This window comes from Nitrosomonas communis, from assembly GCF_024102715.1.
In the GTDB taxonomy this organism is placed as follows: domain Bacteria; phylum Pseudomonadota; class Gammaproteobacteria; order Burkholderiales; family Nitrosomonadaceae; genus Nitrosomonas; species Nitrosomonas communis_B.
This window is the reverse complement of record NZ_JAGFJM010000044.1, coordinates 23,123-35,329: the sequence shown is the minus strand read 5'-3', so window position 1 is coordinate 35,329 and position 12,207 is coordinate 23,123. Positions and strand designations below refer to the sequence as shown.

Here is a 12,207-nt window from a genome sequence, read left to right as displayed (position 1 = left end):
GCATATTCACCAGACCTTAACCCCATTGAGCACAAATGGGCACAAGCCAAAGCAATCAGAAAACAACAAAACCAAACCGTTGAGCAACTCTTTAAAATTGAATCATTTTATGTGACGTAGGCTATAGCGCTGTTCGTAAAGCAAGACAGGCATCACGATCGGTTCGGCTGTAACTGAGAAAGATTGGCTGGGACACTTGCTATCCTTTAAAAGTTTTCAGTCAGATAGGTGCCGAGTTTTTCAACGGCCTGTTAATGTGTCAATCATCACGTTCTGGTTGGAAAACATTGGTAGACATCAAAACTGCGTCTTCCTTCATTGATTTCCGAAACAGGAACAATCGTGTCGCCGTTAATCAGAGCCGCTTCATTACGTGCCAGATCTGCAAGTTCACCTGCAACTTTTTCTGGGTCACGTTCAAACACTATTTGACTGACTACTTTAGTTTGAACTCTTCCTAGTTTTTTGCATGGCTGGACTGTTCTGGCTGAGTGCACCAAGCGCACGCCTTCGCCTTTCGAAGTAACCTTGACCCATGTACAGGAAGACAATATTAAACAGCTACATACAGCAATAAGGATTTTTTTCATGACACAATCGGTTATTGGCAAAAAATTTTATGGAATAGTTTTATGGAATAGTTTATTTGTTTTGATCCGGGGAGCTTTGTATGTCTTGATAGAATCTGCCAGGCTGCCGTTGAGAAACTGCCTATACCCTTCATTCTTACGATTGCCCCGGGTGCTGAATAATGCCATACATGGAAGAATGATAGCTAATGCAATTTAAAGGGCGGGCCGTTGCGTGAGCATACTATCCAGTCCGATACAGCAACCTTGTCTGAGTGGGTGGCCGCCATGGTGCGCTGCTTCTTATCCACTCTATCGTGCTCATCCCAGTCAAACCTCGAAATTACGTAAACAATTACATTAAAATAAATATCTTAAGCAAGAATTTGCCAGATTCCGGATAATTTGCTGAATGATATGAAATTTGCTGACTGCACTCTTCTCTTCACTTCTATTCAGGTAACGATTTGAACATCCTCTTCCTTACCCATAGCTTCAACAGCCTGGCGCAGCGTTTGTTTATCGAATTGACGCGCTGCGGACATGATATCTCGATTGAGTTCGATATCAGTGATGCTGTCACGGAACAGGCCGTTGAGTTATATCGTCCTGATCTCGTGATTGCGCCTTTTCTCAAGCGCGCCATTCCCGAAACAGTCTGGCGTAGCAAACCCTGTTTTGTGGTGCATCCGGGCATCGTCGGCGATCGCGGGCCTGCAGCGCTGGATTGGGCGATCATGCATGAGCATCGCACGTGGGGGGTGACAGTGCTGCAGGCTAATGGTGAAATGGACGCAGGCGATATCTGGGCATCCGCAACGTTTCCGATGCGCTTTGCCAGCAAAAGCAGCCTGTATCGCCATGAGATGACCGAAGCGGCAGTCAAGGCTGTTTTGGCTGCGGTAGCGCGTTTTACGTCGGGCTCCTATCAGCCGATGCCGCTCGACTATACGCGCCAGGAGGTAGTAGGAAGATTACATGCACCAATGCGCCAGCTCGATCGCGCGATCGATTGGCAACGGGATGATACCCATGCTGTTTTGAAGAAGATCTATGCGGCAGATGGCTTTCCCGGCGTACTCGATATGCTCTATGGTTCCCTCTATTATTTGTTTGATGCCTGCGCAGAAACAGAACTGCGCGGCAATCCGGGTACAGTCATTGCACGCCGCAATGACGCGATTTGCCGGGCAACGGTGGATGGGGCGGTATGGATCGGCCACCTGAAGCGCAAAAGTGATACAGAACCGACGCTCAAATTACCGGCCACCGTGGTATTGCAAGAACAGCTAGCGGATGTGCCGGAGATGCCGCCTGAATCGTTGCCCACACGCTGTCATGATGGCCATACCACTTACCGCGATATCTGGTTCGAACAGAAAAATCAGGTCGGCTATCTGCATTTTTCGTTTTACAATGGCGCGATGAGCAGCACGCAATGCGAGCGGCTACGTGCAGCGTATCTGACTGCCAGTCAAAGTGATGTGCGTGTGATCGTGCTCATGGGTGGAGCAGATTTCTGGTCGAATGGCATTCATCTCAATTCGATCGAGCAGGCGGCCAGTCCGGCTGATGAATCCTGGCACAATATCAATGCCATGAACGATCTGGCGCAAGCCATCATCACCAACTGCCGCCAGCTTACCCTGGCAGCATTGCAGGGCAATGCGGGCGCCGGAGGCGTGTTTTTATCGCTGGCAGCCGATAGAATCTATGCGCGCAAAAGCGTCATATTGAATCCGCATTACAAGAGCATGGGTAACCTGTATGGCTCGGAATACTGGACTTATCTGTTGCCCAAGCGGGTCGGCGAAAAGAAGGCCAGAGAGTTGACGCACAACCGCTTGCCGATTGATGCGCTGGAGGCGCAGCAAATCGGCTTGATCGATGATTGTTTCGAACTGAACCATGCCGATTTCCGCAAGCAAATCGAACAGATGGTGGAACAACTGGCGGCAAGCCCGGATTATGTCCGTTTGCTTGCAGGCAAATGCGAGCGCCGGGCACGGGATGAACAAACCAAACCGCTGGCGCATTATCGGGCAGAGGAGTTGCGCCAGATGCAACTCAACTTCTATGGTTTTGATCCCAGCTACCATGTTGCGCGCTATCATTTCGTGTACAAAATCCCTCATGCCTGGACGCCGCTTTATCTTGCCCGGCATCGACGGATTTTGAAAACAAGATCAAAATAGTTATTTTGAAGCTGGCAGCGGTTTTCAGTGTGAAATTTCCTGTGATAAGCTGGCAGCAGTTGCTCGTAAATCGTTGCAGTAAAACCTGACCGTTCGCGGTGAGCTTATCGAACCGCTAGGCCATTGACATTGGCCTTCGACGGGCGCAGGTCAAACGGTGTTTTTATCGAGGTGTTATGCAACGATCTGCGAGCTTTCCGCAAATTGAATGGAGGACTAAAAAATGCATCATTTTCACCAGTACGCTCGCATTCTTTTATTGATCAGCGTATTGCTGTTCAAACCATCAACCGTGTTCGCTGCGACGGATAATGAATCCAGCGATTCCTTTCCGCTGCAGCGCTTTCTTGATCTCGAAATCGAGGGTATTTCACTGAATACATTGCCAGAGGATATTCCGGTCATACTGGAAGCGGCCGGCTATGCTCAGGCCGGGAATGCGACTTTCATCAAGCAAACGCCTCTAGCAGGAGGACGAAGAACGCTTTACCGAATTGAACTGGAAGACACGCCCGGCCATCGCAGGATTACCTATTACCGGGAAGAAGGCGGCGGCAGAAACAAAAGTTCAGTAGAAAAAAACAAGCCTATTCCTGACAATGAAGCGGTCTGGGCCAAAGCGATTTATGAACTGGCTTGTTTGCAGGTGATGGATGAAATTAAGCAGGCGCGTGCCTGCCAGCCAGTGGTTGACTGGGAGATCCGTTTCGGTGAGGGCAACTTTTTGAGTATTTCAGCTAATGCGAGTGCCCAAGTTGATGCAACAGGTACAAACACCATGCTGGGGGTAACATATATCAAAAAATAATCAGATCGGTCATGACAAGGATCCATAGCTTTGCCCCGATAGCGGATGAGCATGCCAAGATTCTCATTCTTGGCAGCATGCCGGGGCAGGCATCGCTAACAGCGGGGCAATATTATGCGCATAAGCAGAATGCCTTCTGGCGAATCATGGCTGAACTGCTCGCGTTTGATCCCGCAATACCTTATGCCGGCAAGGTGCAGGCATTGAGATCGGCGCATATTGCATTATGGGATGTGCTTCACTCCTGCAGAAGAAACGGCAGTCTGGATTCGATGATTGAAGTTGAAACGCAGATAGCCAACGATTTTGCAGTTTTTTTCCATGCCCATCACAACATCACGCATGTTTATTTTAACGGGACCAAAGCAGAAACCTGTTTTAAACGGCTAGTCGCACCTAAGATTGAAAGCGATATATTTCATTACTGCCGGCTACCTTCAACCAGTCCGGCGAATGCTTCGATCCCTTTTGTGCGTAAGCTTGAAGCCTGGCGTGCAATTCTTAGGCCTTTGCACGCTGGAGCGGCGCAAAATCCAGATTGCGTCAATGCGAGCACGGCAGGATATTGCTTGCGTTAAAGCGTGCTTCCCAAGAGTTGTTTTTTCTGAATGCTTGAATTTCATTGCTGCGATATTTGTAGACCAGCGCCATCTTCACCTGGTAAGCCAGATCGGAATCAGCATCAGCAATGAAGATGCCGGCTTGTCCTTGCCGCCGCGCCATTTCGCCAAAGCATGTTGACAGGATAGGTAGTCCTATTGCCCGGTATTCATAGTATTTGATGGGATCAATCGAGGAGGTGAGATCGCTGTGCTTGAATGGGATCAGGCCAATCGAGAATGTCTGCATCAGACTGATCGCAGTTGCATGATCACAGGCTGGCAGCAAGCTGATATTGCTGGGTAATGGCTCAGGAACCGATGTATAGACCGGGCCAATCAAATGGATATGCAAGGATGCGTTGGCTTGGGCCAGCGCGAGCACAAACGGCCAGTCAAACCAATGGCCAATCGTGCCGAGATAGCCTAGAACCAGGTCTCCTGATTGTCTCCTGCTGGCGTTGACGGGGGGGAGCGCGTCTACCGTACACGCATTGTGCACTATTGTCAGTTTGGCACGATAGGCAGCGAACCGCTCTGCCAGCGTGGTCGAAGAGACCGAGATGCGCGAGACGCGATCGGCAATGCTTTGTTCCCGGCGTGCCATGGCTGTTCTCGAAATGCCTCGGTAAAAAGCCGGGAAATTATCCATGGCATCATAAAAAGAAGCGGCAGCAGGATGCTGGCTGAGTACCTGGAGTGCCAGTTCGGAAGGCTTGCCAATGCCTAGCAGTGTGTCGCCAGTTTGCATGAATTGACGAATAGTCCGCAGGATATCACGCCACAGCCAGTGGGAAATAAAACACGCGCCTGGCAAGGGTTCTATCGGCAACAGAGGGGGGCATATAATGGTCAGCCAGTCCGGGGTATTGCCTGTGGCTGTTTGAGCAGCGGTAAAGAATTTAGCGGTTTTGATTCTTCTGAGATCTGTCCACATCGGCAAGCGTGTCGGATAAGGGTCTATCCACAACACGCGTCCGCCATGGTGGCGATGAAACCATTCCACAAATTTGTGGGGACGCTGTACAAAACTATTCCATGGCAACGGAGAAAGATAGACCAGTTGCATCAGCTAAAATGCTCTTTTAGCACGTTGACGATGCGTTCAGCAGCGTGGCCATCGCCATAAGGAGATATCCCCTTCGCCATCGCCTGGTAGATGGTGGTGTCATCCAGCAGGTGTTGTGTTGCTTGCATGATGTGGTCGACATGAGTTCCCACCAGTTTTGCAACGCCCTGTTCGATCGCTTCGGGGCGTTCTGTTTCGTCGCGTAACACCAGCACAGGTTTGCCCAGGGCAGGTGCTTCTTCCTGTATGCCTCCTGAATCAGTCAAGATCAAATAAGATCGTTTGAGCGCTGCGACGAAATGAACATAATCCAGTGGGGCGGAGAGATGAATATTAGGCTTGTTTGCCAGCAGCTTGTTAACGATATCGGTCACGTTAGGGTTGGGATGGACCGGGAAGAGAAAGTCGACATCTGGATTTTTCTGCGCAAGTGCCTGGATGGCAAGGCAGATATGACGTAACGGTTCACCAAAATTTTCACGGCGGTGAGCAGTGATCAACACCAGTCGCCTATCTGGCTCAATCTGAAGGGGAAGAGTGATATTTCGGGCGGCTATAGTTAGCAGCGCATCGATGACGGTATTACCCGTAATAAAAATTTTTTCATCAGCGACGCCTTCGCGGAGCAAATTGTGGCGCGAACCCTCAGTCGGTACAAAGTGCCAATGCGCCAATTTCCCGGTAATGACACGATTAGCTTCTTCTGGAAAAGGGTTGTTGATATTCCAGGTACGCAGACCTGCTTCAACATGACCCACTGGAATACCCTGATAAAAGCAGGCCAATGCAACCGCCAGGACGGTGGTGGTATCACCTTGCACCAATACGGCATCGGGCTTCTCAGCCAGCAATACGTCATCCAGATCCAGCAACAGCCGCGCAGTCAGGGTCGTCAACGCTTGATTGGGCCGCATGATATTCAGGTCGATATCGGGCTCAATGCCGAAAACATTCAATACCTGATCGAGCAGATGGCGGTGTTGTGCTGTGGCCAGAACGCGTAAATCGACCCAAGGTTCATTTTTCAATGCTTGGATGACAGGTGCCATCTTGATGGCTTCGGGGCGCGTGCCTACGACGCAGATGATCTTCTTGTCATTATCTGTATTCATGAGGTTCCCACTTGCCCCATTTGGACTCATAGTAAGTTTTGTTTTTTTTGAATAAAGCTTGTCTTTCGGCATCATGAATCTTGTTAAACGATGCCGAAAGATGGTGATGAATAAAAACATCTTCTGCACACACAATGCGCAAGCCAAGGCGCTCAATTCGTCGGCAGTAGTCGTCGTCTTCAAAAAACCCCCGACCGAAATTCTCGTCTAGCAGACCAACCTCCTCAAATACCTTGCGTGGAAACATCACACAAAAGAAAGCGGCTGTTCGCAGTGGCATATGCTGGCCCATATGAGCAACCGTGTAGGCAAGCGCAACCGGCAGCATGTCTTCCTGTCCATTGTAAGCGATATCGATCTTGGCTTCGTTTCCGATGTTGTTAGTCACCGAACCGATTAGCCCGATAGTGGGATCAGCCTGTAAATGTCTTAACATCGTCAGAAGCCAGCCCGGTGTGACGATGGTATCGTTGTTGAGCAATACCAAGTAGTCGCCGCTTGCAGCTTGCAGGCCGATATTGTTTCCTTTGGCGAAACCATAATTTTTGTCATTCAGTATCAGCCTGACATGCATTGTGCGTTGCTGGAGTTCCCTCAGATAATCAGGGGTACCATCAGTCGAAGCATTATCAACTACGATAATTTCAATATTGGGGTAGTCGCTCCAACGTAATAAACTGTTCAGGCATAGCTTCGTGAGAACAAGATTGTTATAGGTTAGTACGACGATGCTGATTTTTGGTAGTGGGATCATCCGTATTGCCTCAGTGAGCGCATTTACCCGGTGGTCCCAGGTCTGCTCGCGCGCAAATTGCCTGCGTTGCTGGTGAATGGATTCGTCATCAGCGGATCGGAGGCAGTCAGATACTTTACGGATAAACTCATCTCGGTCAGCGGCACGATGTACCATGTTGCCAAATTGTGAAATTTCGGGAAGGTCCGTACAAACAATGGGCTTACCAGCAGCCAGGTATTCGTAAACTTTGACAGGGTTGGTCGCAAGTGTCAGGGGAGAAATCAGGAAGGGCAACAGACACACATCAAAGGCATGGAGGTAATAAGGTAACCGCGCGTAGGGCACTTCTCCAGTGAAGACAATATTGGGAATCGTTTTTACCGCCTCGGCTGCTTTGATGGTGTCGTTGCCTACCAGTAGTATCAATATCGTTGGTTCCGCCTGGGCGATGGCACGAATCAAGTCGAGATCAAACCACTCGGCGATCGCACCATAATAGCCGATGATTTTGCGTCCTTTGGTGTCACTATAATGTTCAGGAGGAGGATTCGCAAAGTGCTCAAATTCGCTGGCGTTACGAATCACTACGCAATTTGGGTTGTAATTTCGTGCATAGTTTTCCAGCCAGGTGGAAGTTATGACCACCAGATCGGATTCTTGCAGCATCTTTTTTTCGGTTTCTATTAATTTTTCTGGCACATTGCCAAACCCTTCGTGATGATCCATGCAATCGTAGACGCGCAAGGTATTGGGTAAGCGTACTGCCAGCGAATACCAGTAAGCATGCTGCACCAATGACACGCTCGATATTGCGGCAAAATCCATCAGGAATTTCGCCATTCCCTGCTCAATCATTGCAAAGTGTCTTGCAGAAGGAGGTGCAAAGTAAATTGCTGGTGCACCTGCTACGTGAAGTTTGATTTGATAAAGCTCGTGCAATGGATCCAGCCGTTCAATGGCATAGCCAGATCTGGTGGAATCGATAAAGTGATTGCTAAAGAAGAAAACGCGTCTGCCGGTTCTAGCCAAATACTTTGCCAGGTGTTGCGGGCGCTGGATACGGAAATGCCAGTCGATGACAGAGAAGATAAAATAATCTTGTCTACTATTGACGCACCCTCCTTCGATCAGCGCAGCCAAATTGGCAGTTAACGATTTTATGTCACTGGGGCTAATTGGGTAGATTGAGTGAAAGGGGACTGCTCTATTGCTGGATTTAAGATGGAGAAGCTTGACCAAGTTGGTCTTCAACTTGTGTTTTGTTGCCAAATTAAGTGGTAAGGTGCGGTAACATGCTTTCGCAAATTTGAGAAGATACTTTTTTGTTCCGTAACGAAAGGGGTATGTGTCCATTTTCTGTGCCCAGTCCGATAGGCGTAATGTTTCCTCGCGTTCAAGGGATTGCATCATTTGCAATTCTTTAAGCAGTTTTTCCTTGTCAGTCACAGTATGCTTGAGGTCAGAAATGTGCTTATCGCGTTCTGCGACTTCCGCTAACAGGTTGGCGATCTGCTTTTCTTGCTGAGTGATGGACTGATGAAGGTGAGCGATTTGAGTGTTGAATTCCGCGAATGCTTTTTGGTGTGTGTCGTTGATGAATTGATCTTTGTGAAATAGAAAGCGAGCAACCAAATCTGCGCGATAGTAGTTAGGACTGTGGGCGAGTTTGCCCATCTGCTCCAGAAAGATGGGGGATTGAAGAAATGGCATATTCTCAGAAATTGGGTTCACGGTAAGCGCGCGATAACAATGACCGAGCAGGGTGGGCGTTATGGGCTCAAGCGTGCTAATTTTATCCAGGAAGCTTTTCCATAATCTTGTTTCTATAAACTGTTCACGAACTGTGTCATATAACGCAGTGACAGGAATATGTGGCAAATTTTTAATTTGATTAATGAAAGTCGTTTCGTCAATGTTTTCTAAATTCCTCCCTGAAAAGTTCGTGAGGGATGCTTGAAAAAAAGAAGTGGAATTAACCACGCCTTTTACCCCGTCATAACCGACCAGACAAACGGGCTTGTGACTGGCTAGACCTTCCAGCACGACTCTTCCCATACCTGCTACACCTGCAACCGATTGCATCAGTTGCGGAATATCAGCGCGTGCACCACAGAATTCAACAATGCTGAGCATGTCAGCGTGGGCAAGCTGGTTAATGAGGGTTTCTTTTGATGGACCGTCACCTGCCAATAGCACACCCGGTAACCCAGCTGCTTTGGCTTTGGCAATGAAATCAGCAATACCGGCAACTTTAAAGGAATCGAGACGACTTACGAGCAGCCACCTAGGATCAGTGTCAGTGGAGGGGATCTTTGTTGAGAAAGTATCGATATCGATTCCATTGGGCAAAGTAAAAATTTGTCCTTGCGCGACATAAGGCGAAGCAAGCTCAGAGATTTCCTCCGATACCGTAACGACCAGGGCTGCATGAGGTAACAGGATCGAAGTCAGGATAAAATCGTAAAGCGGTCCGTAAAAGCTTCCCAATGATGCGGGGCCATGGAGTGTAAGAACGAACGGTATTTTCTCAAACTCTGCCGCAATGTAAGCGGGGAGTAACGATGTGAAGGGATGAGCATGTACGCACTTGATGGCATGCTGACGAATGATATGCCTGAGCGCCTCGACAGCATGGCCAAGCTCGGTAAGCGTCGTCTCCGGCCCAAAGGGCAGATGAGTTGTCAGCGATGCAGTCTCTGGCGGGAGAAGCAAAGGATTGAAGCGCTTACCCGTTGCCAGATGAACTGAGCAGCCTGCACGACTGAGCGAAACAATTTCACCCCTGATATGGGTTTCGAGTCCTCCCACTTCGAATGCTTCAGTTACGATAAGAAGTGATTTCATAATTTACTTACTTCGCTTACAGATATAACAGATTTGAGGGAAGCGATACCGCTACCCAGCGGACGAGTTTCGGTGACATTAAAAATGATGACATCTGTCTTTCTGTCAAGATAGGACATATCAATCGGTGAAATCGCTTCTGCGAGTGCAAGGGTAACGAAATAGGTACCCGTGCAGAGTGTGAGGTTAAGATTAAAATCGAATTGGAGGATGGTGCCTGGTTTAGCGTCTAAATAGTTTTTATCGTAATAAAGCGTGCTGGTGCCAAAAGCTGATACACCCTCTATGGTTCTAATTAGAATTCCAGCTTGAATTTCCTGAATTGGTTCAAGTATATCTGCATAGAAGCGTATTTTGACTTGGTCGCCTGATTTATAGGTCTCACAGTAATTTTCTAGCTGATCCAAGGCTTCCCAATGTTTGATTATGGCGCGCAAGCCAGGACTCTTCTCTGTCTGAACTTTAATAGATACCGATTGAATGGGTTCTTCAGATGTGCTCTCAAGTGGCGCAGTCTTGGCTGCGGCAGATTGGGAATTGAGATATCTCAGGTAAGTTTTCTCATCGGAGTAAAGCAATGCGTGATACTGGTCAACGATTTCCTTGGCAGGCCCCCAGCCATGTAGTTCACCTTTATGTAACAGGATGGCGTGCTGGCAAAATTTTTCGATGGTGGCAGTTGAATGAGTGACCAGCAAAATTGAGCTGCCATTGGTACGCAGTCGGTCGATATAGTCAAAGCATTTTCTTTGAAATTTTTCATCACCGACTGACAGCGCTTCATCGACGATCAATATTTTTGGTTCAATGCAAGCCTGCACCGCGAATGCCAGTCGGACATACATGCCGCTGGAATAGGTTTTCACAGGTTGATCGAGATAATCACCAATATCCGCAAAACTTGCGATACGGTCGAAGCGCGCCTGGATTTCCTCTTGCGTGAGGCCAAGTACGGCACCATTCAGATAAACATTTTCGCGTCCAGTAAAATCTGGATTGAAGCCGGAACCCAGCTCGAGCAGCGCAGCCAGTAATCCATCAGAATTGACTTCTCCTGTCGTAGGAGACAATGTTCCGGCAATGATTTGCAGCAAAGTTGATTTTCCGCTGCCGTTTCGTCCGATGATGCCAATGGTTTCTCCTTTGGTTACGGTAAACGAGATATCGCGTAATGCCCAGAATTCACGGTAAAACTGCTTTTTCCCGTATGCCAGCATTTGTAACAGTCTATCTCTGGGATTATCGTAAATATGGTAGCATTTGCTCAGGCCCTCTACGCTGAGGGCGATCTCAGAGGACATCGGCAAATCCCTTGCGCGTTTTCTGGAACCAGGCGAAACCTAGCCAGCTAGTCGCTGTTGCGAGCAGCATATAAATAGCCCAGCCATTCCAATCCAGTTCCTTACCCCAAATCATGACATCCCGGGTTTGTTCAATGATGAATGTTAGCGGGCTGATTTGCATGAGTAGGTGATATTCTTCTGGCAAGGCAGTAATAGGATAGAAAATCGGGGATAAAAACATGAGTGCGCTGGTCATGACCCCAATAATTTGACTGACGTCACGCAGATAGACGCCCAAGGAGGCCAGGAACCAGCTAAGTCCCAGGATCAGCAAAAAGAAGGGGATCAATACCAGAGGAAACAGTAAAAGCGTGGCCTGCGGAATGCCAAAAAAAATCAAGTAAAAAATCAACCAGACAAACAAGCTGATCAAGAAGTGAAAAGTGGCAGAACCCATGGCCACAACAGGAAATATCTCCAGGGGAAACACCACTTTCTTAACATAGTTCACATTTCCCAGCACTAACGCGGGTGCGCGGTTGATGCATTCTGCAAACAGGTTATAAACCATGAGGCCGGCAAAAAGCACCAGGGCGAATTCGGTTTTGGAATCAGTGCCACCTGCCCAGCGGGCCTTGAAAACCACACTGAAGACAAATGTATAAACAGTCAGCATCAGTACCGGATTAAAAAATGACCATAAGAGCCCCATAATGGAGCCGCGATAACGGCCAATGACTTCTCGTTTGATCAGATTGTAAATCAGGCCTCGATGGCTCTTGAGCGTGCTAAGTAATACTAGGGGAGAGATCGATCGTGCTGCGTGCGGATTCAAATTTTAAACTCCAGCTTACATAAATATTTTCCGAACTTGCAGAGCGAGCTAAAGCTTCCAGTGGGTTTAACTGAGAAGAAAGCAAGAAAAAAGTTCCTAAAAGACAGTAAATCAGGTGATGGCATATTAAATAATTGTGACAATAGTAACATGTGCG

The 12,207-nt window shown here is 48.3% G+C and carries 9 protein-coding genes; 3 read left to right on the top strand and 6 right to left on the bottom strand.

The window, feature by feature from the left end; genetic code table 11:
• Positions 1-266 precede the first annotated feature (266 nt).
• Positions 267-551 (bottom strand): DUF4156 domain-containing protein, encoded by a 285-nt coding sequence (locus J5I83_RS04405; protein WP_304053574.1) that lies wholly within the window; start codon positions 549-551, stop codon positions 267-269.
• Between the two features lie 485 nt (positions 552-1,036).
• Here J5I83_RS04405 and J5I83_RS04400 point away from each other — a divergent pair, with 485 nt between their 5' ends.
• The 3 genes from J5I83_RS04400 (at position 1,037) to J5I83_RS04390 (ending at position 4,150) form a co-directional block, all read left to right on the top strand.
• Positions 1,037-2,764 carry a hydrogenase maturation protein gene (locus tag J5I83_RS04400; RefSeq protein WP_304053572.1) on the top strand — a complete coding sequence of 576 codons (1,728 nt, stop codon included), beginning with the start codon at positions 1,037-1,039 and terminating at the stop codon, positions 2,762-2,764.
• 223 nt (positions 2,765-2,987) lie between these two features.
• Positions 2,988-3,572 (top strand): hypothetical protein, encoded by a 585-nt coding sequence (locus tag J5I83_RS04395; protein WP_304053571.1) that lies wholly within the window; start codon positions 2,988-2,990, stop codon positions 3,570-3,572.
• An 11-nt stretch (positions 3,573-3,583) separates the two neighbouring features.
• Positions 3,584-4,150, top strand: a complete 567-nt coding sequence (locus J5I83_RS04390; protein ID WP_304053570.1) for a DNA-deoxyinosine glycosylase — start codon at positions 3,584-3,586, stop codon at positions 4,148-4,150.
• Here the strand turns inward: J5I83_RS04390 and J5I83_RS04385 are convergent.
• From J5I83_RS04385 to J5I83_RS04365, 5 genes are read right to left on the bottom strand one after another with little or no spacing between them, the layout of a single operon-like run.
• The gene (locus tag J5I83_RS04385; protein ID WP_304053568.1) at positions 4,116-5,240 is read right to left on the bottom strand and encodes a glycosyl transferase; all 1,125 of its coding nucleotides are present in this window, start codon (positions 5,238-5,240) and stop codon (positions 4,116-4,118) included. The two genes, J5I83_RS04390 and J5I83_RS04385, sit on opposite strands and share 35 nt — an antisense overlap.
• Complete coding sequence (gene wecB / locus J5I83_RS04380) at positions 5,240-6,352, bottom strand: non-hydrolyzing UDP-N-acetylglucosamine 2-epimerase (protein WP_304053567.1); 1,113 nt, start codon at positions 6,350-6,352, stop codon at positions 5,240-5,242. The genes J5I83_RS04385 and wecB overlap by 1 nt, the downstream gene beginning before the upstream one ends.
• Positions 6,339-9,932, bottom strand: a complete 3,594-nt coding sequence (locus J5I83_RS04375) for a glycosyltransferase (protein WP_304053565.1) — start codon at positions 9,930-9,932, stop codon at positions 6,339-6,341. The genes wecB and J5I83_RS04375 overlap by 14 nt, the downstream gene beginning before the upstream one ends.
• Complete coding sequence (locus J5I83_RS04370) at positions 9,929-11,233, bottom strand: ABC transporter ATP-binding protein (protein WP_304053564.1); 1,305 nt, start codon at positions 11,231-11,233, stop codon at positions 9,929-9,931. The genes J5I83_RS04375 and J5I83_RS04370 overlap by 4 nt, the downstream gene beginning before the upstream one ends.
• Positions 11,223-12,050 carry an ABC transporter permease gene (locus J5I83_RS04365; RefSeq protein ID WP_304053563.1) on the bottom strand — a complete coding sequence of 276 codons (828 nt, stop codon included), beginning with the start codon at positions 12,048-12,050 and terminating at the stop codon, positions 11,223-11,225. The genes J5I83_RS04370 and J5I83_RS04365 overlap by 11 nt, the downstream gene beginning before the upstream one ends.
• Positions 12,051-12,207 lie beyond the last annotated feature (157 nt).

Excerpts from the sequence above, each read along its gene's own strand:
- J5I83_RS04395 (WP_304053571.1), top strand. The coding sequence starts at position 2,988 with ATGCATCATTTTCACCAGTACGCTCGCATTCTTTTATTGATCAGCGTA.
- J5I83_RS04390 (WP_304053570.1), top strand. The coding sequence starts at position 3,584 with ATGACAAGGATCCATAGCTTTGCCCCGATAGCGGATGAGCATGCCAAG.
- J5I83_RS04385 (WP_304053568.1), bottom strand. The coding sequence starts at position 5,240 with ATGCAACTGGTCTATCTTTCTCCGTTGCCATGGAATAGTTTTGTACAG.
- wecB (WP_304053567.1), bottom strand. The coding sequence starts at position 6,352 with ATGAATACAGATAATGACAAGAAGATCATCTGCGTCGTAGGCACGCGC.
- J5I83_RS04375 (WP_304053565.1), bottom strand. The coding sequence starts at position 9,932 with ATGAAATCACTTCTTATCGTAACTGAAGCATTCGAAGTGGGAGGACTC.
- J5I83_RS04370 (WP_304053564.1), bottom strand. The coding sequence starts at position 11,233 with ATGTCCTCTGAGATCGCCCTCAGCGTAGAGGGCCTGAGCAAATGCTAC.